Origin of the sequence: Asticcacaulis sp. YBE204 (genome assembly GCF_000495855.1) — a bacterium.
GTDB lineage: Bacteria > Pseudomonadota > Alphaproteobacteria > Caulobacterales > Caulobacteraceae > Asticcacaulis.
The window spans coordinates 101,221-123,474 of sequence record NZ_AWGF01000011.1; the positions used below are offsets into that span (position 1 = coordinate 101,221).

Annotated in this window: 17 protein-coding genes; 9 read left to right on the forward strand and 8 right to left on the reverse strand. The window is 61.8% G+C overall.

The window, feature by feature from the left end:
• Positions 1–155: 155 nt before the first annotated feature.
• The 3 genes from AEYBE204_RS33580 (at position 156) to AEYBE204_RS33590 (ending at position 6,991) form a co-directional block, all read left to right on the forward strand.
• Complete coding sequence (locus AEYBE204_RS33580) at positions 156–4,052, forward strand: beta-galactosidase (RefSeq protein ID WP_023462989.1); 3,897 nt, start codon at positions 156–158, stop codon at positions 4,050–4,052.
• A gap of 8 nt (positions 4,053–4,060) precedes the next feature.
• A complete protein-coding gene (locus AEYBE204_RS33585) occupies positions 4,061–5,236 on the forward strand; it encodes a glycoside hydrolase family 105 protein (protein WP_023462990.1) in 1,176 nt (391 codons plus the stop codon).
• Between the two features lie 138 nt (positions 5,237–5,374).
• Positions 5,375–6,991, forward strand: a complete 1,617-nt coding sequence (locus tag AEYBE204_RS33590; protein WP_023462991.1) for an MFS transporter — start codon at positions 5,375–5,377, stop codon at positions 6,989–6,991.
• Between the two features lie 210 nt (positions 6,992–7,201).
• Here AEYBE204_RS33590 and AEYBE204_RS33595 read toward each other — a convergent pair whose 3' ends face one another.
• From AEYBE204_RS33595 to rhmD, 4 genes are all read right to left on the reverse strand, one after another.
• On the reverse strand, positions 7,202–8,110 hold the full coding sequence (locus AEYBE204_RS33595) for an amidohydrolase (RefSeq protein ID WP_023462992.1): 909 nt from the start codon (positions 8,108–8,110) through the stop codon (positions 7,202–7,204).
• 149 nt (positions 8,111–8,259) lie between these two features.
• Positions 8,260–9,006 carry an SDR family NAD(P)-dependent oxidoreductase gene (locus AEYBE204_RS33600; RefSeq protein ID WP_023462993.1) on the reverse strand — a complete coding sequence of 249 codons (747 nt, stop codon included), beginning with the start codon at positions 9,004–9,006 and terminating at the stop codon, positions 8,260–8,262.
• Entirely contained in the window at positions 9,006–9,878 is an 873-nt protein-coding gene (locus AEYBE204_RS33605) for a fumarylacetoacetate hydrolase family protein (RefSeq protein ID WP_023462994.1), read from the reverse strand. Before AEYBE204_RS33605 ends, AEYBE204_RS33600 begins: the two co-directional genes overlap by 1 nt.
• A gap of 132 nt (positions 9,879–10,010) precedes the next feature.
• On the reverse strand, positions 10,011–11,207 hold the full coding sequence (gene rhmD, locus AEYBE204_RS33610; RefSeq protein ID WP_023462995.1) for an L-rhamnonate dehydratase: 1,197 nt from the start codon (positions 11,205–11,207) through the stop codon (positions 10,011–10,013).
• Positions 11,208–11,409: 202 nt separating this feature from the next.
• Here rhmD and AEYBE204_RS33615 point away from each other — a divergent pair, with 202 nt between their 5' ends.
• The 5 genes from AEYBE204_RS33615 to kduD all read left to right on the forward strand — a co-directional run bounded on the left by AEYBE204_RS33615 (position 11,410) and on the right by kduD (position 15,468).
• Complete coding sequence (locus AEYBE204_RS33615) at positions 11,410–11,688, forward strand: helix-turn-helix domain-containing protein (RefSeq protein WP_023462996.1); 279 nt, start codon at positions 11,410–11,412, stop codon at positions 11,686–11,688.
• Between the two features lie 166 nt (positions 11,689–11,854).
• Entirely contained in the window at positions 11,855–12,634 is a 780-nt protein-coding gene (locus tag AEYBE204_RS33620) for an SDR family NAD(P)-dependent oxidoreductase (protein ID WP_023462997.1), read from the forward strand.
• Between the two features lie 194 nt (positions 12,635–12,828).
• On the forward strand, positions 12,829–13,479 hold the full coding sequence (locus AEYBE204_RS33625; protein WP_023462998.1) for an RpiB/LacA/LacB family sugar-phosphate isomerase: 651 nt from the start codon (positions 12,829–12,831) through the stop codon (positions 13,477–13,479).
• Positions 13,480–13,549: 70 nt separating this feature from the next.
• Entirely contained in the window at positions 13,550–14,398 is an 849-nt protein-coding gene (gene kduI / locus AEYBE204_RS33630) for a 5-dehydro-4-deoxy-D-glucuronate isomerase (RefSeq protein WP_200862187.1), read from the forward strand.
• Between the two features lie 314 nt (positions 14,399–14,712).
• Positions 14,713–15,468 carry a 2-dehydro-3-deoxy-D-gluconate 5-dehydrogenase KduD gene (gene kduD, locus AEYBE204_RS33635; protein ID WP_023463000.1) on the forward strand — a complete coding sequence of 252 codons (756 nt, stop codon included), beginning with the start codon at positions 14,713–14,715 and terminating at the stop codon, positions 15,466–15,468.
• Positions 15,469–15,804: 336 nt separating this feature from the next.
• Here the strand turns inward: kduD and acnB are convergent, their stop codons facing one another.
• Together acnB and AEYBE204_RS33645 are read right to left on the reverse strand one after the other, a co-directional pair.
• The gene (acnB, locus tag AEYBE204_RS33640; protein ID WP_023463001.1) at positions 15,805–18,393 is read right to left on the reverse strand and encodes a bifunctional aconitate hydratase 2/2-methylisocitrate dehydratase; all 2,589 of its coding nucleotides are present in this window, start codon (positions 18,391–18,393) and stop codon (positions 15,805–15,807) included.
• Between the two features lie 166 nt (positions 18,394–18,559).
• Complete coding sequence (locus AEYBE204_RS33645) at positions 18,560–19,105, reverse strand: DUF2239 family protein (RefSeq protein WP_369751903.1); 546 nt, start codon at positions 19,103–19,105, stop codon at positions 18,560–18,562.
• A 66-nt stretch (positions 19,106–19,171) separates the two neighbouring features.
• Between AEYBE204_RS33645 and AEYBE204_RS33650 the strand changes: the two genes are divergently transcribed.
• Positions 19,172–19,510 (forward strand): GIY-YIG nuclease family protein, encoded by a 339-nt coding sequence (locus AEYBE204_RS33650; RefSeq protein WP_023463003.1) that lies wholly within the window; start codon positions 19,172–19,174, stop codon positions 19,508–19,510.
• Between the two features lie 9 nt (positions 19,511–19,519).
• Here the strand turns inward: AEYBE204_RS33650 and AEYBE204_RS33655 are convergent, their stop codons facing one another.
• Together AEYBE204_RS33655 and AEYBE204_RS33660 are read right to left on the reverse strand one after the other, a co-directional pair.
• Positions 19,520–20,362: a DeoR/GlpR family DNA-binding transcription regulator gene (locus AEYBE204_RS33655; protein WP_023463004.1), complete on the reverse strand. Its 843-nt coding sequence runs from the start codon at positions 20,360–20,362 to the stop codon at positions 19,520–19,522.
• 144 nt (positions 20,363–20,506) lie between these two features.
• Positions 20,507–22,030: an FGGY-family carbohydrate kinase gene (locus AEYBE204_RS33660; RefSeq protein ID WP_162148413.1), complete on the reverse strand. Its 1,524-nt coding sequence runs from the start codon at positions 22,028–22,030 to the stop codon at positions 20,507–20,509.
• Positions 22,031–22,254: the final 224 nt, after the last annotated feature.

Here is a 22,254-nt window from a genome sequence, read left to right on the forward strand (position 1 = left end):
GCTTATGATATTTTTTCATTGATATGAGCAATAGTCAATGTCATCTTAACGCGCGACAAACGGCAGCCATCGGCGTGCATACGGGCAAACAGGGCCTGTGTGGATAAGTCCACCGACAGCAGACCGGACAGAGGAAGCCCAGAAGAGGACCCCGAATGCCCTATTCCAAGACGCTGCGCGGCCGTGCAGCCTTTTCGCGTGTTTCGCAAATCGGTCTGATCGCGGCGCTGGGGGGCGCCCTCGCCTTCGGATCGTTTGCGCAGGAACTGGGCATCCCACAGGGCTCCGACGCCGCCAAACAAGCCGCACAAAAAGCCGATGCGCAAAAAGACGCGCCCGTCTTTCTGATGTCGAGCTTCATGGCGACGTCGCAAAACACGATGAGCCTGTTCACCTCAGGCGATGGCGTCAATTTCCACACGTTGGCCTCCGAGGCCTATACGCCCGATAAGCGCCTGCTGCGCGATCCGTCGATCATCCGCCACACCGACGGCTATTATTACGTCGTCTATACGACCAACTGGGACGGGGCCGATTTCGGCGTCACGCGTTCGAAGGACCTGAAAAACTGGGAATTCGTGCGCGAGGTCAAGATCGACCTGCCGGGTGTGACCAATACCTGGGCGCCGGAATGGTTCCGCGACAAGGATGGCTCGCTCAAGGTCGTCGTTTCCCTGTCGAAGGGCGGCACCAAGGGCCCGTTCGGCGCCTATGTGATCGAAGCCAATGCCGATCTCACCCAATGGTCCGCGCCCAAGGCGCTCAAAGGCCTTGAGGGCAATTTCATCGACACCTTCGTCGTCTCGACCGCCAAGGGTTACACCGCCTTCGTCAAGAACGAGACGACCAAATATATCGAACTGGCCACCGCCAAGTCGCTCTACGGTCCGTGGAAAATCGAGAAAAAAGGCGACTGGGCCGGCTGGGGCAACTGGCGCGAAGGGCAGGCGCTGGTCAAGCTCCCGAATGGTGGCTGGCGCATCTATTTCGACGACTACCTGACGAAACATTACTGGTATTCGGACAGCCTCGACGGCTTCAAAACGTGGACGGCGAAAAAGGAAATCGGCGGCGTGTCGGGCGTGGTGCGCCACTTCACCGTCATGACCGAAGACCCGAAACTCTATGCCGAGGCGACCAAGCCCAAGGGCGCGCCGAAAAAGGTGACCTGGGACGAGCATTCGATGATGGTCGACGGTAAGCGGGTCATGGTGTGGTCCGGCGAGGTCCATCCGTTCCGTTTGCCCAATCCGTCGCTGTGGCGCGACGTGCTGCAAAAGATGAAGGCCGCCGGATTCAACGGCGTCGCCTTCTATTTCGACTGGGGCTACCATTCGCCGGCTCCGGGCGTCTATGACTTCTCCGGCGTGCGCAACGTCGAGCGGGCGCTGGAAATCGCCGAGGAAGAGGGCATGTACGTCATCGCCCGCACCGGCCCTTATGTGAACGCGGAACTGACCGGCGGCGGCTTCCCCGGCTGGATGCTGCGCTCGCGTGCCGAAGCCCGTACCGACGACCCGGTCTATCTGGCCGCGACCGACGAGTGGATGACGCAAATCAACGCCATCATCGCCCGCCATCAGATCACCGACGGCGGCGGCACGGTCATCGCCTATCAGCTCGAAAACGAACTCGGCAAGGTCGAGCCCAAGCACGTCCGTCAGATGGAGCATCTGGCGAAAAAGGCGCGCGAAGACGGCATCACCGTGCCCTTCTTCCATAATGCCGCCGGTCGCCTGCCCGACTGGACGCCGAAAAATTCGACCGCGCCGTGGGCCAATTCCGGCCCGACCGACATGTACGCCTTCGACGGCTATCCGGGGGGCACCTGCAACGTTCACGCCGATCCGTCGGGCCCGAACAAGGCCCCCGACTGGGGCATCTACGGCAAGAACATCCCGAAGGTCGGTTCGCTGTCCTCGCCGAAAACGCCCGGTTTCGCGGCGGAGCTGGGGGCGGGCTGGTTCGACTACTGGGGCTCGAACGGCACCTATAACTGCACCGCCGAACGTCAGGGCAAGGGCTATCAGCGGGTGTTTTACGGCACCAACCTGATCAACCGCATCACCATCCACAATATCTATATGACCTTCGGCGGCACGTCGTGGGGCTGGCTGGCCGGTCCGGTCGTCTACACGTCGTACGACTACGGCGCGCCGATCAGCGAAGACCGCGGCATCCGCCCGAAGGGGCTGGCGCTCAAGCAGCAGGGCATGTTCGTTCAGGCCGCCGAACAGGTGCTGGCCGAAATGGACAAGGGGCCGGAGATCACGACCTCGAACGCCAAGATCAAGGTCTATCACAACATCAATCCGACGCTGAAGACGCACATCCTGTTTGCCGTCCACAGCCCGTCGGACCAACTGACCGACGACAGCGCCACCTTCGACGTCACCACGACCGACGGCACCTATAAGATTCCGGTCCGCGTCAACGGTCAGGATGCCAAGATGCTGCTGGCCGGATACGACATGGAGCGTCAGCGCCTCGTCTATTCCAACTCGGAAATCCAGACGCACTTCAAGAACGGCGATCAGGACATCGCGCTTCTGCAAGGCCGAACCAACGAGACCGGCGAGACGGTTCTGCGCTATACGTCTGCGCCAAAGGTCGAGGTCCTGTCGGGCGTCGCCACCTCGAAATACGATGCGAAAACCGGCGACCTCAAGATCAGCTATACGCACAACGGCCTGATCCGTCTGCGCATCACCGATGGCGGTCGCGTGCCGCTGTTGCTGCTGATCGCCGACGAACCGACCAGCTATAATTTCTGGCAGCAAACCACCACCGAAGGACCGGTCCTGCAACTGACCGCCGCCCTCGTGCGCGGGGCGAAGCTGTCGGGCGGGAAACTCGACCTGACAGGCGATATCGCGACCGAAAGCGCCCTGACCATCTGGGGACCGAAATCGATCCAGACCGCGACCTTCAACGGTGAGGCCGTAGCGCTGGTGCCGCAAAGCGACGGCAGCGTCATGAGCGCCCAGCCCCTGCCGCGTCCGGACAAGGTGACCCTGCCGGACCTCGAAACCCAGCAATGGACGCGCCGTACGGACAGTCCCGAAGCGCAGCCGGGTTTCGACGACTCGAAGTGGGTCAAGGCCGATACCCGCCCGACGGCTGCCCAGACCTGGACGACGACCGAGCGCGGCCAGCCGACGCTCTCGATGAGCGACTACGGCTTCCACCACGGCGACGTCTGGTATCGCGGCCACGTCAAGATCACGGATCAAACGGCGGATCAGCTTGAGCTGTTCTACGGCGCTGGCGGCGCGGGCCTGATTCAGGTCTGGATCGACGGCAAATATATCGGCCACGACGAGCTCGATACGGGCCGTCAGTTCCCCGAAACCACCGACAGCATCAAGTTCAAGCTCGACAAGCTGACCCCCGGCGATCACGTCATCTCGGTCATGGTGCGCAACAATTCGCACAACTGGGACCTGATGGCCGACGACGCGCACCGCGAAGCGCGCGGCCTGATCGCCGCCTCGCTGACCACGCGCGCGGGCCGTCGTTTTGCGGTGCCGATCGAGTGGCGCATCCAGGGCAACAAGGGCGGCGAGGAAATCGCCGATCTGGTTCGCGGGCCGATGAACAATGGCGGCCTCTATGGCGAACGCGAAGGCTGGTACCTCCCCGGAAAACAAGAGGGATGGGAAAACGCCAGCCCGACGGCAGCCCCCCCGGCCCCCGGCACCTACTGGCTGCGCACGCAGTTCAAGCTCGACCTGCCCAAGGGCCACGACGTGCAACTGGGCCTCAGCTTCGGTGACACCACCGTGCCGCGTTCCGAGCGTGAAAACCGCGTCTTGATCTTCGTCAACGGCTGGAATATGGGGCAGTTCATCGCCCATATCGGGCCGCAGCGCACCTTCGTCATTCCGCCGGGCATCCTGAACCCCAACGGCGACAACACCATCACTTTGGCGGTCACCACCGACGGCAAGCCTGAAAATGCCCTCGAACCCGTCAAACTCATCAACCTGCGCACCGTGCGCGGCGGCGTGCCACTCGAAATCGTGGCCGCTCCCAACAAACTGCAAAGATAGTTTCTTCCATGGCCGTCAATACCAAGAACCAGATCCTCACGCCGACCGATCCGTTCAACATCCATCCGCTGCTGCAACATCAGTCGGCGGCGCTGGGGGCGGATCGTAACGATTACCTCGCCGCCATCGACGGCCTGATCGACAACCTCGTCAATATCGAGGACACGTCGGGCGAGTTCCTGCTGCGTCTGACCGACGGTCGCGTGATCGATACCAAGGCGTGGCACGGCTTTGAATGGACGCAGGGCATCGGCCTGTACGGCATGTACAAGGTGTGGGAGATGACCGGCGACAAAAAAGCCTGGGACATCATGATTAACTGGTTCGAGGACCGGTTCAAGGAAGGCTCGCCGTCGCGCAATATCAACACCGTCGCGCCGTTCCTGACGCTGGCCTACCTCTATGAGCGCACGGGCGACCGCCGTTACCTGCCTTACCTCGATGTCTGGGCCGAGTGGGTCTATAACGAGCTGCCGCGCACCGAAGAGGGCGGTTTCCAGCACATCGTCTATAACAGCGTCAACAATCAGCAGATGTGGGACGACACCCTGATGATGTCGGTCGTGCCGCTGGCCAAGATCGGCCTGCTGCTCAACCGCCCGCACTATGTCGAAGAGGCCAAGCGCCAGTTCCTCATCCACATCAAGTACCTGACCGACCGCAAGACCGGCCTGTGGTTCCACGGCTGGACCTTCGACGGACGTCACAACTTTGCCGACGCCCTGTGGGGTCGCGGCAATTCGTGGGTCACGATCGTGATTCCGGAATTTATCGAACTGCTCGACCTGCCGAAGGACGACGCCTTCCGCATGTTCCTGATCGAAACGCTGGAAGCGCAGGTCAAGGCGCTGGCCAAGGTTCAGGCCCCGTCGGGCCTGTGGCGCACCATCCTCGACGACGAGACGTCGTATGAGGAAGCCGCCGCCTCCGCGGGTTTCGCCTATGGTATCCTCAAGGCCGTGCGTAAGGGCTATATCTCGAAAGAGTACGAAGCCATCGGCATCAAGGGTGCCAAGGCCGTCCGTGCCCACATCAACGACGCGGGCGAACTGACTCAGGTGTCGTTCGGCACGCCGGTGTTCAATTCGATTCAGGAATACAAGGACATTCCGCTGACCTCCATGCCGTTCGGTCAGGCCATGGCCTTGCTGACCATGGGTGAGTTCCTGTATCGGTTTATTTAATTTCCCTTCTCCCCGTTTACGGGGAGAAGGTGGCCGACAGGCCGGATGAGGGGCAATGAGACGGCGGACATCTGCCCCTCACCCCAGCCCTCTCCCCGCAGGCGGGGAGAGGGGGTTATTGACGGGGAGTGAAACGACATGGCCGAAGCGCCGACGGTACGTAAACCAAGCTGGATCAACTACTGGGGCTGGGGCTCCGGCGACCTTTTGGGGGCCGGCGCGCAAGCCGTCATCACCGGCTGGTTGTTCTATTTCTTCACCACCTACTGCGACCTGAGCGCCGGTGAAGCGGGGATGATCCTCGGCCTGCCGCGTCTGCTGGAAGCGATCACCTGTCCGCTGATCGGTTATATCTCGGACAATCTGCGTCACACCAAGATCGGGCGCACGATCGGGCGGCGCAAGATATTCCTGATGATCACCGTGCCGTTGCTGCCGTCATTCGCCCTGCTCTTCGTGACGGGTCAGACCTTCTGGTATTACCTGTTCGCCTTCATCTTCTTCGAATTCGTCTATACGATGTTCCTGATCCCGTGGGAAACGCTCGCCGCGGAAATGACCAAGGATTACAAAGAGAAAGCCAAGTTCGCCGGGGCGCGCATGATCGTGGCTCAGGCCTCGGCCATCCTCGCCTCGTTCATGCCGATCCTGACCGGCATGGTGGCCGGGCAAGGGTCGCCGAACATCTTCCTCGTCATGGCGGCCATCTTCGGCATCCTGTTCTCGATCGTCGTCATTCTGGTGCTGGTCTTCTCGTGGGAACGTCCCTATACCGCCGACGAACTGGCTTATCAGGGCGATCCCCCGTCGCTCAAGGCCGCGCTGATGATCCCGGTCAAGATGTTCGGCGATCTGTTCTCGACCTTGCGTCTGCGCGCCTTCCGTCAGCACATCAGCATCTATCTGGGTGGATACCTGTCGCAGGATATCTTCAACACCGCTTTCCCGATCTTCGTGACTACGGTTCTGGCGGCGGGTGCCGTCCTGTCCAAGGCCGACGCGACGCCGCTGATTTCGGGCATGATGGTGACCATGTACATCGCCCAGCTGATCTCGGTGATGATCGCGCTGCAAGTGGTCATCAAGACCGGGCCGACCGTTGCCTACCGCATCGCCATCTGCTTCGTGATCGCCGCGGTTCTGCTGTTCCTCGCCTTCTACCTGACACAGCCCGCCGGGTTCGGTGCCGGTCTGGCGGCGCTCGACGGCAACATTCTGGTCGCTTTCAGCCAGTCGAATTTCGGTCTGCTGTTCTGGCTGTTCGTGCCTATCATCCTCGCCGGTCTCGGTCGCGGGACGCTGAACTTCGTGCCGTGGTCGGTCTATAACTACCTGCCGGACGTCGACGAAGCCGTGACGGGTCAGCGCCGCGAAGGTATCTTCGCCGGGGTCATGACCTTTACGCGTAAAGCGGCGCAATCGGCGGCGCTGGTTGCGACCGGCTGGGTGATCGACGCGGGCGGCTATGTGCCAACGCCGAAAGAGGCCACCGAGTTCGCTACCCAGACGCCCGACGCCATCCATACGATCGTTCTGGTCATGGTCGGCGGCCCGATCCTGATGATGATCCTGGGCGCGTGGATTTCATGGGCATTCAAGCTCAACGCCAGAACCCACGCGGTGCTGGTGCATGAGGTCGAGCGTCTGCGCGCCGGGGAAACCGAGCCCGAGTCCGAGGAAAGCCGCCGGATCGTCGAAGATCTGACCGGCTGGAAGTTCGCGCACCTCTGGGGCCGCAAGCCGAAGAAGGGCTAAGTTCAGCCTCCGCCAACAAAAAAGCCGCTCCTCACGGGGCGGCTTTTTACATTTTATACTCCCCCGCCACGCGGGGGAGGTGGCACGCGAAAGCGTGACGGAGGGGGGCCTTGCGGTCTTTGCCAGAAAAGGCCCCCACCACCGCATCTCAATCGCTACGCGATCTCGTGCGGTCCCCCTCCCCAACAAGTTGGGGAGGTATGATTTTTGTCAGAGCGCAATCCCCAGCCGATACAGCCGGTTGGCATTGCCCGCAAACATGGCCAGACGCTCGGCTTCACTGAAATCGCTGGTCACCGCGTCGAAGCTGTTCATGATCGTCGCATAGTCCGAGAACAGCTTGTCGGTCGGCACATCCGACGCGAACATCACGCGGTCGACGCCGAAAATCTCGATGGTCTTCAACACGATCGGGCGGATGCTCTCGGTCGTCCATTGGCGCTCGGCAAAGCCCATGCCGGAGATCTTGACCGAGACATGCGGCACGGCGGCCAGACGGCGCATACCGGCTTCCCAGCGCGCCATATGGCCCTCGCCGTCATTGACCGGCATCCCGGCGTGATTGAGCATGACGGGGATGTCCGGATGCTTCGCCGCGAGGTCGGCGGCAGCCGCCATCTGGTTGGTATAGATTTGCAGGTCGAAGGACAGGTTATACTTGGCCAGCAGCGCATAACCGGCCTGCCATTGCGGGTCGTCGAGCAGGTTCTGCGGCGTGTAGGTGAAATAGCTGTCCGGGTGCCAGTTGAGGATATGGCGGATACCGCGCACCGCCGGGTAACGGCTGTGGGCCGCCAGAAGCGTTTCGACCTCAGGGTCGTTGAGCGCCGCAAAGGCCACAATACCCGTGGGGATGCCCGTCTCGTCCGACAGGCGTTGCAGCCACTGGGTCTCGGTCAGGGCGTCGTCACCGTGAGCCCCGGCATCGATATGGACCGTGCCGCGCACGTCGAAGCCCGTGGCGTCGGCTTGGTAATGCGAGGGGAGGTAGGTCGAGGCGATGGCCTCGGTCGAGCCGTTGACGCCTGAATCGTCGAACGGGGCCGAGAGCCAGCCGTACCGAAGCAGGTCAAGGTCCCACAGGTGGATGTGTGCGTCGATGAAAGGCAGTTTAGTCATTTGGGCCTCGTTAAAGTTCCTCCTCTGATTTCAGGGGAGGTGGCTTTTGACGTGAAGCGGCAAAAGACGGTGGGGTTAACAACCGACGCATAACCCCCCTCCGGCTAAAGCCGGGGTCCCCCCTGATATCAAGGGGGATGCTTGGAAAATTAGAACGTCGTGCGGCCGCCCGACGTGTCGAAGGTCGAGGCCGTGGTGAACGAGCACTCTTCCGACGCCATGAAGGTCACCATGGCCGCCGATTCGTCAACGATGCCGAGACGGCCCATCGGGATCTTCGAGCGCATATATTCGACCTGCGACGGCGGCAGTTGCGCCAGGATCGGCGACTCGAAGGTCGCCGGGGTCAGGGCGTTGACGATGACGCCCTTGGTGGCCAGTTCCTTGCCGAGCGACTTGGTGAAGCCGATCACGCCCGCCTTGGAGGCCGAATAGGCCGAGGCGTTCGGATTGCCTTCCTTGCCCGCGACCGAGGCCACGTTGACGATACGGCCATAGCCGTTTTCCAGCATGTAAGGGATGATCTCACGGTTGCAGTAGAACAGGCCGTTGAGATTGATATCCATCACCTTGAGCCACGAATCGACGGGGAATTCCCACACCGGCACGGTGGCACCGGTGATGCCCGCCGACGCGATCAGGATGTCGATCTTGCCGAGGATCTCAGCCGACTTCTTGGCGGCGGCGGAGACTTCCTCAAGCTTCGAGACGTCCAGCGCCACAAAACCGGCAGCGCCGATTTCCTTGGCGGTGGCTTCCAGCAGGTCGGCGTTCAGGTCCCACAGGACGACCTTGCCGCCCTCAGAGATGATGCGGGCGGCAGCGGCCTTACCGAGGCCACCGGCAGCGCCGGTGATGACGGCGCAACGGCCAGCATAACGTTCAGCGTAAGCCATTACTCAATGATCTCCAGGCCTTCGAGGGTGAACGGCACGACGGTCTGGCGCTGTTCGCCGAGGCCGGTGATGCCGAGGTGCATGGTGTCGCCCGCGTTCAGATAGATCGCGGTCGGCTTCTGGCCTTCGCCGACCCCGGGAGGCGTGCCGGTTATGACGAGGTCGCCCGGTTGCAGGGTAATGAACTGCGAGATGTAGCTGATGCAGTGGGCAACGTTGAAGATCAGGGTCTTGGTGTTGCCTGTCTGACGGCGGACGCCGTTGACGTCGAGGAACATGTCGAGGTTATGCACGTCGCCGATTTCGTCCGGCGTGACCAGCCACGGACCGGTCGGGCAGAAGGTGTCGGCGCCCTTGCCCTTGACCCACTGCGTGCCGCGCTCCTTCTGGAAGGCGCGCTCGGAAATGTCGTTGACCAGCACGTAACCGGCGACGTGATCGAGCGCGGTGGCTTCGTCCACGTAACGGCAGGTCTTGCCGATGATCAGGCCCAGTTCGACTTCCCAGTCGAGCTTGGTCGCGTCGCGCGGCTTGATGACCACGTCGTTGGGCCCAGTCAGCGAGGTGATGGCCTTGGTGAAGAAGATCGGCTCCGGCGGCACGGGCAGACCGGCTTCGGCGGCGTGGTCGGCGTAGTTCAGGCCCACCGCGATGATCTTGTTGATCTTGTTGACCGGGACGCCGTACCGGACGTCGCCTTCGACGACCGGCAGGGCCGACACGTCGGTGGCCTTCAGACCGGCCAGCTTCGACAGGCGGACTTCTTCGGGGGTGATGTCGGCGACGACCGAGGACAGGTCGCGCAGCTTGCCGTCGGCATCGATAACGCCGGGCTTTTCCTGACCCTGCGGGCCAAAACGGACGAGTTTCATTTAAAAATATCCTTTGTGTAATTCCCCCTCATCCGGCCTATCGGCCACCTTCTCCCCACAGGGAGAAGGTGGCCGATAAAAAAGCCCCCTCTCCCGAGGGGGAGAGGGTTGGGGTGAGGGGGCTTAACGCACTCAGTGTTCGTAGGGACGATAAAGCTTTACTTCGGGGTTCAATTCGACGCCAAAGCCCGGCTTGTCAAGCGCGGTGACCTTCATGCGGCCATTTTCCGGAATGGGCTCGCCCAGCAATTGCGGGTGGAACATCGGGGCGACGTGGTCGGCCTTGGGGGCCATCATCAGGAACTCGGCGAAGGGCGAGTTGTGACGCGTGATGACGAAGTGGTAGCTGTACACCGACGAGCCGTGCGGCACGACCAGCGTGCCCTTGGCGTCGGCCAGGGCCGAGATCTTCAGCAGTTCGGTGACGCCGCCGCACCAGCCGACGTCGGGCTGGATGATGTCGCAGCAGTCCATCTCAAGCAGCATACGGAAGCCCCAGCGGGTCGATTCGTGCTCGCCCGTGGTGACCAGCATGCCCGGAGGGGCGTTTTTCTTCAGTTGCTGATAGCCCCAGTAGTCGTCGGGGTTGATGGCTTCTTCGATCCACTTGAGGCCATATTCGTGGCACTTGTGCGCCAGACGCGTCGCGTAGTTGACGTCGAGTGCCATCCAGCAGTCGTACATCAGCCAGAAGTCTTCACCGACCTTCGAGCGCATGTCGGCAATCAGTTCGACGTTCTTCTTGAGGCCTTCGTCGCCTTCGATCGGGCCGTGATACAGCGGCATCTTGCCGCCGATGAAGCCCATCTCCTTGGCGAGGTCCGGACGCGCGCCGGTGGCGTAGAATTGCAGTTCGTCGCGCACCGCGCCACCCAGCATGTGATAGACCGGCTCCTGACGCAGCTTGCCCATCAGGTCCCACAGGGCGAGGTCGACGCCGGAAATGGCGTTCACGACGATGCCCTTGCGACCATAATATTGCGAACCGAAATACATCTGATCCCAGATGCGCTCGTATTCAAACGGGTTGCGGCCTTCGAGGAAGCGCGCGAAGTGCTTTTCGACGAGGTAGCAGGCGGGCTCGCCGCCGGTGGTCACCGCGAAACCAATCGTGCCGTCATCGGCTTCGATTTCGACGACCAGCGTGCCCAGCACGTTGATGCCGAACGACTTGCGCGACTGACGATATTCGGGATAGCGCCCCATCGAGGTGGCGATGTGATTGTCGATCCAGTGGCCTTCGCCCTGATCGTGATAGTCGGCGCCACCGCCGCCTTCGCCGCCCTTGATGACGAACGCGCGCACGTGCTTGATCTTGGGGTAACCCATCTTAGAAGCCTTTTTAACCCTGCATGTCGAAAGCGGAGCCGGATATCCGGCAATGATCGATTTGTGGCAGTTATGCTCATTTGTGAGCGCAAAAACCGTTGCCAATCGCTATATTCCAATATATGAAATTAACCTATAGCTTATCAAGCAAAAAACGTCAGCCGCGAACGTCAAAACGTCAAATCACGGGCCTCAAAGCACAATGATCAAAGACACGGATGTTCAGACGAAATCGGTCAGCGGCAGCCAGACCCTGGTGCGCGGCCTGATGATCGTCGAGGCCGTGGCGTCGGGGCTTGTGACGCTGAACGATATCGCCGAACGTGCCGGTCTGGCCCGCTCCACGGCCTACCGGCTGGCCTCGACGCTCGTCGAGCAGGGCTATCTCAGCGTCGCCCCGCGTGACGCGGGCGGCGGCGGGTATCGTCTGGGGGATAAGTTTTTGCGCCTGTCGCAACAGGCGAATGGCGCGAATGGTTAAAAAGCGCGTTCCAAAAAGTGTACATGATGCTTTCTTGGGGTTTTTGGAATCAAACGCGCGACAAGAGTAATCCGGATCACTTTCCGAATGGAAAGTGATCCAACTACAATCGATTGGAAACGCGGGGGTGGGATCAACGCTTCCCGGTAATACAGAGAGAAAAGACATGCTACTCAAAGACAAGGTTTTGCTGGTTACCGGCGGCTCCAAGGGCATCGGTCGCGGCATCGCGGTCGCCGCCGCGCGTCATGGCGCGAAGATCGGCATCAATTTCGCCGGTGACGAAGCTTCGGCCCAGTCCGCTGTCGAGGAAATCAAGGCCGCCGGCGGGCAGGCTTTTGCGCTGCGCGGCGACGTGTCGAAGCCGGAATCGGCCACGGCCTTTGTGGCTGCCGCCGTCGAAGCCTATGGCCGCGTCGATATCTTCGTCAACAATGCCGGCATCTGCCCGTTCCACGGCTTCCTCGACATGCCGGTCGAAACGGTGGATCGCACCATCGCCGTCAACCTGAACGGCGCTTACTATATGTGTCAGGCTGCTGCCAACCAGATGGTCAAACAGGGCAAGGGCGCAAACGGCTTCGCCGGTTCGATCGTCGCCGTCTCGTCGATCTCGGCGCTAGTCGGTGGTGAGTACCAGACGCACTACACGCCGACCAAGGCGGGCGTCCTGTCGCTGATGCAATCGACGGCCATCGCGCTGGGCAAGCACGGCATCCGCTGCAACGCTGTCCTGCCGGGCACCATCCTGACCGACATCAACAAGGACGATCTGGCCGATGTCAAGAAGCGCGAATATATGGAAGCGCGCATCCCGCTCGGCCGTCTGGGTCAGCCGGAAGATCTTGCCGGTCCCGTCATCTTCCTCGCCTCGGACGAACTGGCCGGTTACGTCACCGGCGCGTCGCTGCTGGTCGACGGCGGCATGTTCGTGAACCTGCAATAGGTTGCGGTTTGTAGGACAAATTATTGTTTGAATGCAGGGGCCGGTAGCGATACCGGCCCTTTGTCTTGACCGGTTAAAATATCGCCGCGAATGTCTCATTACGTGGTGACACATCCCTTAAACCGGGATATGTCGCTTGACCAAAGGTTCAGACCTCTCCTCACAAAATTCGACCCTTCAAAGGACGTGATATTATGAAAATCGCTCTGATTAACGAGAACAGCCAGGCCGCCAAGAACAGCATTATCTTCGACGCGCTGAAGACCGTTGCCGAGCCGCTCGGCCACACCGTGTTCAACTACGGCATGTACAGCGCCGACGACAAGGCCTCGCTGACCTACATCATGAACGGTCTTCTGGCCGGTATCCTGCTCAACTCGAAGGCCGCCGACTTCGTCGTCACCGGCTGCGGCACGGGCATGGGCGCCATGCTGGCCGCTAACGCGATGCCGGGCGTCTTCTGCGGTCTGGTCATCGACCCGACCGACGCCTTCCTGTTCGGCCAGATCAATGACGGCAACGCCATCTCCATGCCCTACGCCAAGGGCTTCGGCTGGGCGGCCGAGCTGAACCTTCAGGACGTCTACCGCAAGCTGTTCGACGGCGAGCGCGGTCTGGGCTATCCCAAGGAGCGCGCCGAAATCATGGCCAAGAACCGCGGCATCCTGAAGACCGTGAAGAGCGTCACCTGCCACGACATGCTGACGGTCCTCAAGACCATCGATCAGGACCTGCTCAAGGCGACCGTCGCCGGTGAAAAGTTCCAGGAATACTTCTTTGCCAACGCGCAGGACGAAGGCATCAAGGCCTACATCAAGGGCGTTGTGGCGCTGGAAAACGCCTAAGCTGAACCGGAAGCCGGGTGTCAAAACCCGGCTTTTTTCATAATGGAGCGATCCCATGTGCCAGAATTCCCTGTACCAGAAGATCTATCATGCGACCCATCCCGATATGATGGATTTCGCCGATACCGAAGACCTGCGCGACAAGTACCTGATGCAGGGCCTGTTCGCGGCGGATTCGGTCATTCTGAACTACACGCACTTCGAACGCTTCGTCGTCGGCGGCGCGGCCCCGGTGTCGGGCGAGCTTCGCCTGCCGGACCAGACCGAACCGGCCTCGGCCGCCGGTCATCCCTTCCTTGAGCGCCGCGAACTGGGCGTCATCAATGTCGGCGGCGGCACGGGCAAGGTCTCGGTGGACGGCGTGGTCTACGATCTGGCGCAAAAGGATGGCCTGTACATCCCGATGGGCACCAAGGACGTGGTCTTCACGTCTGACGACGCGGCCAATCCGGCGCTCTATTACCTGACCTCGACGCCCGCCCACGCGCGTTACGAGACGGTCAAGATCTCGATCGATCAGGCCGTGCCGCTGGCGCGCGGCTCGCTGGAGCAATCCAACGAACGCGTCATCTATCAGTACATCGTGCCGACGACCGCCAAGTCGTGCCAGTTGCTGCTCGGCCTGACCATCCTGTCGCCGGGCTCGGTATGGAACACCATGCCGCCGCACCTGCACGACCGCCGCTCGGAGGTCTATTTCTACTTCAACCTCGGCGAAAACGACCGGGTGTTCCACTTCATGGGACAGCCGGACGCCGCGCGCCATATCGTCATTCAGAACAACGAAGCCGTCGTCTCGCCGCCGTGGTCGATCCACATGGGGGCCGGGACGTCGAACTATGCGTTCATCTGGGCCATGGGCGGGGAAAACCTCGACTATACCGATATGAACGTGCTGGATATCTGCCAACTGGCGTGATCCCACCTCCCGATGCTAACGCATCGGGAGGTGGTTTATTGGATACGGGCAGAAAATCTCTCGGGGCGGCCCTTCGAGATTTTCTGACTTTTTAGTACGGCGAGGCTATGCCTCGCAGCCCCTATACTCCCCCACTTGTGGGGGAGGTGGCTGACCGGAGGTCAGACGGAGGGGGGCTTTGCAGAGTTTCAACGGGCGCAGTCGGTACAGTATAATATACCGAAAGGCCCCCACCACCGCATCTAGCGCTTCGCGCGTCGTGCGGTCCCCCTCCCCATGATATGGGGAGGTATTAAACGAACGGGAGACTAATTATGACAAACGCATTCGATCTGTCGGGCAAGGTTGCCCTCGTTACCGGCGCCAATACGGGTCTGGGTCAGGGCATCGCGCTGGCGCTGGCCGAAGCCGGTGCCGATATCGCCGCCGTCGGCATCGTTCCCGCCGACGAGACCGGTGAGAAGGTCAAGGCGCTGGGCCGCCGCTTCATCAATATCGACGCCAATCTCGGCTCGGTCGAGCCCATCGAACGCGTCATCAAGACGACGATCGACGAGCTGGGGGGCCTGCACATCCTCGTCAACAATGCCGGCCTGATCCGTCGCGCCGACGCCGTCGATTTCTCGGAAAAAGACTGGGACGACGTGATGAACGTCAACATCAAGGGTGCGTTCTTCGTCGCTCAGGCCGCCGGTCGTCACTTCATCGCGCAGGGCTACGGCAAGATCATCAACATCGCCTCGATGCTGTCGTTCCAGGGCGGCATCCGCGTCCCGTCCTACACCGCCTCGAAGTCGGGTATCGCCGGGATCACGCGCCTGCTGGCCAACGAATGGGCCAACAAGGGCATCACGGTCAACGCGATCGCGCCGGGCTATATGGCGACCGACAACACGGCGCAACTGCGCGCCGACGCCGACCGTAACAAGTCGATCCTCGACCGCATCCCGGCAGGCCGCTGGGGTGAGCCGTCGGATCTGGGTGGTACGGCGGTGTTCCTGGCTGCTCCGGCATCGGATTACGTCAATGGCGCGATCATCCCGGTTGATGGCGGCTGGCTGGCGCGTTAATCCGCGCTTTCAGGCCGAACGATCAAAGCCCTCCGGTGCGAACCGGAGGGCTTTTTTTGTACTCTCTCCTCCCTACGAAGTGGGGAGGGGGACCGTTTGCGTAGCAAATGGTGGAGGGGTCGTCGAGGTCGAAACCAAATACTAAAGGCCTGAACGTGTGAACGCGGTGGGGCGTTATACCCCTCCGTCGTCTCGTTTCACTCGCCGCCACGGCACGGGCCGCCCCGCTCCCCACTTCGTAGGGAGGAGGGAGCGTGAAAAAAGCCCCGTCGTTTCCGACAGGGCTCTTAAAGTCATGAGGTGCAGGAGGCGAGCCTCCTGCAATCTTTCTTACAACTACTCCGCAGCGACGGTGCTGGCGACGTCGGCATATTCCTCGATCTGATCGAAGTTCATGTAGCGGTAGACCTCGTCGCCCTTGGCGTTGAGGACGCCCATGTCGGCGTGGTATTCCTCGACGGTCGGCAGGCGGCCCAGCTTCGACGCAATGGCGGAGAGTTCCGCCGAGGCGAGGAAGACGTTGGAGTTTTTGCCCAGACGGTTCGGGAAGTTCCGCGTCGAGGTCGAGACGACGGTCGCGCCTTCGCGGACCTGCGCCTGATTGCCCATGCACAGCGAACAGCCCGGCATTTCCATGCGCGCACCGGCGGAACCGAGGACGCCGTAGTGGCCTTCCTTGGTCAGTTCGGCGGCGTCCATCTTGGTCGGCGGCGCGACCCACAGGCGGGTCGGGATGTCGCGCTTGCCGTTGAGCAGGAGCGAGGCGGCGCGGAAGTGGCCGATATTGGTCATGCACGAGCCGATGAAGACTTCGTCGATGGCGGTGCCCTGAACGGTCGAGAGCAGGCGCGCGTCGTCCGGATCGTTCGGCGCGCACAGGATCGGTTCCTTGATCTCGGCGAGGTCGATCTCGATGACGTGGGCGTATTCGGCGTCGGCGTCGGCTTCCATGAGGACCGGGTTGGCCAGCCAGTCTTCCATCGCCTTGATGCGGCGTTGCAGGGTGCGGGCGTCGGCGTAACCGTCGGCGATCATGTTCTTCATGAGCACGATGTTCGAGGTCATGTACTCGATGATCGGCTCTTTGTTGAGCTTCACGGTGCAACCCGCCGCCGAACGCTCGGCCGAGGCATCGGTCAGTTCGAAGGCTTGCTCGACCTTGAGGTTCGGCAGGCCTTCGATTTCGAGGATGCGGCCCGAGAACTCGTTGATCTTGCCAGCCTTGGCGACCGTCAGAAGGCCCTGCTTGATGGCGTAATAGGGGATGGCATGGACGAGATCGCGCAGCGTAATGCCCGGCTGCATTTCGCCCTTGAAGCGGACGAGGACCGATTCCGGCATGTCGAGCGGCATGACGCCGGTCGCCGCACCGAAGGCCACGAGGCCCGAACCGGCGGGGAACGAAATCCCGATCGGGAAGCGGGTGTGCGAGTCGCCGCCGGTGCCGACCGTGTCCGGCAGCAGCAGGCGGTTCAGCCACGAGTGGATGACCCCGTCACCCGGACGCAGGGCGACGCCACCACGGTTCGAGATGAAGGCGGGCAGTTCGCGGTGGGTCTTGACGTCGACCGGCTTCGGATAGGCGGCGGTGTGGCAGAAGGACTGCATGACCAGGTCCGCCGAGAAGCCGAGGCAGGCGAGGTCTTTCAGTTCGTCGCGGGTCATCGGGCCCGTGGTGTCCTGAGAGCCGACCGTGGTCATCTTCGGCTCGCAATAGGTGCCGGGGCGGATGCCCTGACCGTCGGGCAGACCGCAGGCCTTGCCGACCATCTTCTGCGCGACGGTGAAGCCCTTGACGGAGCCTGCGGGCGGTACGGGCAGGCGGAACTCGGTCGAGGCGGCGATGCCGAGGAAGTCGCGCGCCTTGGCGGTCAGCGAGCGACCGATGATCAGGTTGATGCGGCCACCGGCCTGAACCTCGTCGAGGATGACGTGCGATTTCAGGGCGAATTCGGCGACCGTCGCGCCGTCCTTCTCGATCTTGCCTTCATAAGGATAGATGTCGATGACGTCGCCCATGTTGAGGTTCGACACGTCGACCTCGATGGGCAGGGCGCCGGAATCTTCCTGCGTGTTGAAGAAGATCGGGGCGATCTTGCCGCCCAGCGTCACGCCGCCGAAGCGCTTGTTCGGCACGTAAGGGATGTCTTCGCCGGTCGCCCAGATGACCGAGTTGGTCGCCGATTTACGCGACGAGCCGGTGCCGACGACATCGCCGACATAGGCGACGAGGTGGCCGCGTGCCTTGAGGTCGTCGATGAACTGCATCGGCCCGCGCTTGCCGTCTTCTTCGGGCGTGATGCCGTCACGCTTGTTCTTCAGCATGGCGAGGTAGTGCAGCGGAATGTCCGGGCGCGACCAGGCGTCCGGCGCGGGCGACAGGTCGTCCGTATTGGTTTCGCCGGTGACCTTGAACACGGTGACGGTGATCTTGTCGGCGACCTTGGGGCGCGAGGTGAACCATTCGGCATCGGCCCACGACTGGATGACGCCCTTGGCGTTGTCGTTGCCGTTCTTCGCCAATTCCGCCACGTCGTGGAAGAAGTCGAACATCAGCAGCGTCTTCTTGAGCGCTTCGGCGGCGATCTGGCCTACGGTCGCGTCGGTCAGCAGGTCGATCAGCGGCTTGACGTTATAGCCGCCGACCATGGTGCCGAGGAGCTGGGTGGCCTTTTCGCGGCTGATCAGGGCGACGGGGAAGTCGCCGTGCGCGACGGCGGACAGGAACGAGGCCTTGACCTTGGCCGCATCGTCCACACCGGGGGGGACGCGGTAGGTGATCAGGTCGAGCAGGAAGTCCTCTTCGCCCGCCGGAGGGTTCTTGATCAGGTCGATGACGTCGGCGGTTTGCTGGGCCGACAGCGGCAGGGGCGGGATGCCCAGGGCGGCGCGCTCGGCGACGTGGGCACGATAGGCTTCAAGCATGGAAATGCACCTCGGAAAGGTCTGGGATATTTATTTCCCTTGCGCATATCGCAGACGCGAACATTTGACCAGAGGACGGGGGTAAATTCACCGTGTCAGGGCGCAGATTTTTGCATGGGTGAAGTTTGTTTTTCATCCATGAATAATGCTTTTGGCCATGATCAGGTTATTGGGAATGCGACTGATCCGCACCCAGATAATTGATGACCTCGTCGCTGATATCGGCTGGCCAATCATCCATGCGCGCAGTGAGGGCTGCCCGGTCCCCGGCGAACAGGGCGCGGGAGGCCTCCTCGAAGCCCGTGTGGTCGCCTGCCAGTGCGAACATCACATTATAGGCCGCCGTGGTGCGCGCCTTGAGGTCCGGGCCGTCCTTGCGCGCGGCGTCGATCAGCTTGCGCAGGGTGACGGACGCCCCGCCGGGCTGTTGCGCCAGCCAGTCCCAGTGGCGCGGCAGGAGGGTCACTTCGCGTGCCACGACGCCCAGCTTTGGGCGTCCGCGCCTGGCGGTCTCCGGCTCCGGTGTGTAGCGCGCGCGGATCGTCTCATCGTCACCGCGCAGGTCGAGGTCGATGACCTTGCCGGTGCTGCGGTTGAAGATCAGGACGGGATCGCCCGCATGGCGCGCCGCTATGGCGATCTCGGCCAGTGATCCCACGGCCAGCCGTTTGGCGTTTTGGAACACGACGTAAAGAGGCTCGGAATCCATCATATCCTCGAATTATATTTACCCGGATAAAAATATATGGCATGAGCGCGGCTGTCAAAGGAGAATCTCATGGATCACGATGAAAAGAAGGCGGCCATCGCGGCCTATAAGGAACGTAAGTCGGTCAGCGGCATCTATGCGGTGATCTGCAACGCTACGGGCGAGGTGTGGGTCGGCGCGAGCCGGAATTTAGAGGCGCAGCAGAACGGGCTTTGGTTCACGCTGCGGTTGGGGCAGCACATCCATAAGCCGTTACAGGCGGCGTACAGCGAACACGGCGCGGCGGCGTTCCGTTACGAGGAACTGGACCGGGTGCCGGAGGATTATTCGGAAATGGCCTGCAAGGACGACCTGAAACGCCGCAAGGCCCTGTGGCAGGCAAGGCTACAGGCCGAAGTGCTGCTCTAACCCTCGCCGCTAAACGACCTCGAACGCCTTGAGGTCTTCGGAGGTAAGACGCGCGATGCGCACCTCGATGCCGGCGTTTTCCAGCCAGCCGCGCGCCGCGGGCGTGATCCCCTCGTCCGTCACCACCACGTCGATAGCCGTCAGCGGGCAGACCGACAGGGACGCCGGGGCATCGATCTTCGACGAGTCGGCCAGCAGGATGACCTGATCGGCGCGCTCCATCAGGCGGCGTTCCGACTGCACCAGAAGCGTGTCCGACTGCATCAGTCCGTTCTTGGTCAGGGCCTGACAGCCGATGAATATCTTGGCGGCGGAAAAATTCTGCAACATGCCGTCCTCGTAGGGATTGAGGATGATGCGCTGTTCGCGGAACAGTTCGCCGCCCGGCAGGGTCACCTTGACCTTCGAGCGGTCGAGCAGACATTGCAGGATCGGGATCGAGGTGGTGAGCACATGATAGGGTTCGTTGGCCATCATATTGGCCATGGTGTAGGTCGTCGTGCCGCCGTCGATGATCATCGAGGTGCCGGGTTGCAGGTAATCGAGCGCCGCCCGCGCGATGGCGCGCTTGACCGGAGCGTTGACGATGGTCGAATCGAGGAAGCTCGATTGCCCGACCAGACTGTCCGGACGGCGCTCCTCGACAACGGATTTACCGTTGAAATGCTTGCCTTCGACGCGCATGGCCCCGCCACGCACGCGCAGAAGATGCCCCAGTTCGTGCAATTCGTTGAGATCGCGGCGGATGGTGGCGGGCGACACCCCCAGACGGCTGGTCAATTCATCGACCGAGGTCACCCGGTCCGGATTGAGTTCGTCGATGATCAGCTTCCAGCGATCCTGAAGGTGCATAGGTTATTCCGCCCTGAATATTATTTTTTATAGATGACCACGCCCGCAGCCCCTGCGCAAGCGATGATCGATTATGATTGATTCTTATAGGCAGGTTTTTGGGATTTGTCTAATGGCCGTTACGTAAAATGTTAGCGATACCAATCAGGCCGTCTCATCCATCGCAGCGATCCAGGCGGTACGATAGGCGCGCATCTCTTCGACCAGTTGCGGCGTCACGGATTTATAGGCCGGGGCCGGCGGCGTGTGCTGACCGAAAAAGGCCATGGCCCCTGCCCCGCGCGTCACGCCGGACGAGGTATCGCACACCCAGACCTCGCCGTCGCGCATCGCCGCCAGCAGGGTGCAGAAGACCGGATTGTGCGCCGCCGGGCCTTCGATGAGCAAGGGCCGGTCGGTCGGTGCGATCATGTCGAGCGACGACACGGCGATCAGGGCGATATAGATCAGCCCCAGCGCCAGACGCGTTTCCGGCGTATCGTCATCGAAGCCGCGGATTTCACCTTGCCGCCCCGGAAAGGGTCCGCCCGCCCCGACAAAGCTCGGCAAGGCCATCGCCCCTGAGGCCAGGACGCGCCGCGCGGTCTCCAGACTGACCGGCACATCGACCCGGCCATTGGTAATCAGCTCCAGCGCTCGGCCGCCCATGAAGCGCGCGCACGGTACGGCCTGACCATAGACGTCGATATTGACGAGGCAGTCGCGATCGGGCTGCAAATCGTCCTTGACGCTGGCGGGGCTGACGCCGGGCGCCATGGCGACATACCACGTCCCCGTCGTCAGGATGACCGGCAAGGCCGCGCGGTCGTCGTGCGCGTGGCGCGCAATGACCAGAGCCAGGGCGGCATTGGAATCGTGCAGCCCGACATGGATATGGCAATCGTGCGCAATACCTGCCGCCTGCGCGATCTGAGGCCGCAACGCCCCCGCCCGCTCCCACGCCGGACGCAGGGGCGCAAATTTCGACGCCCAGCCCTCGCGCACGGCAAGCGACGAGAACGTGCCGGTCGTCGGGTTCCACAGGTCGGTATGACACCCGAGCGAAGTGATTTCCGAACACATGACGCCCGACAGCCGCCACGTCCAGTATTGCGCATAGGACAGGATGTGATGGACACGCTCGATGAATTTCGGATCGCGGCGGGCGTGCCAGAATATCTGCGCCCCGAGGTTCAGCCCGTTGGGCAGCAGCGGCGACAGGGTTTCCTCGAACGGCGGCCGAATGGCCTGATAGGCCTGCGCATAGGCTTGCGGGATCGCGGCCTCATAGTCCTGCACCGGTTGCAGCAACTCACCTTCAGCGCCAAGGAAAGCGCAGCCCGCCCCGTGCGCCACCGGAATGATGCGGTCGATACGATAGCGCGCGCCGAGGCGTCTCAGTTCGCCGACGAACCAGTCGTGGAGAGCCTCGACATCGAAGGCCGCGTAAAGCCGGGTATGCAGGTGCGGCGTGCGGATCGCCGATTGCGTCAGGATATGACCCCCTGAATCAATGACGCTGACCTTGGCGTTGGTCTTGCCGACATCGAACACGACGCAAACCGTCCCCGTTGTCCGGCGGCGCGATATGTCGTCGGATACTTCGCGCAGTGACACGACCTCGGCGACCGGATGTACGGCGTCCGCCGTCCCGTCCACAGGGCTTATGTCGCGCAAAAGGTCCGCCAAGATCACCACACTCCCTGATCGAAGACGCTTGGGTTTCGACCGTTTCTGATCGAAACTTATCGGCGAAGATTGCTTATTTTTCACCGGCTTCGTTGATTTCGACCCTAGGGGAAAACTGTGTCCGCGCAAAGGCTTGGCGATGAAAAATCCGTCGCGTCTGGCATTTGCGCATCAGTCCAGCGATGTGCCAAAAAGTGTGAAGCGGTTTTTGGCTACAACATCGC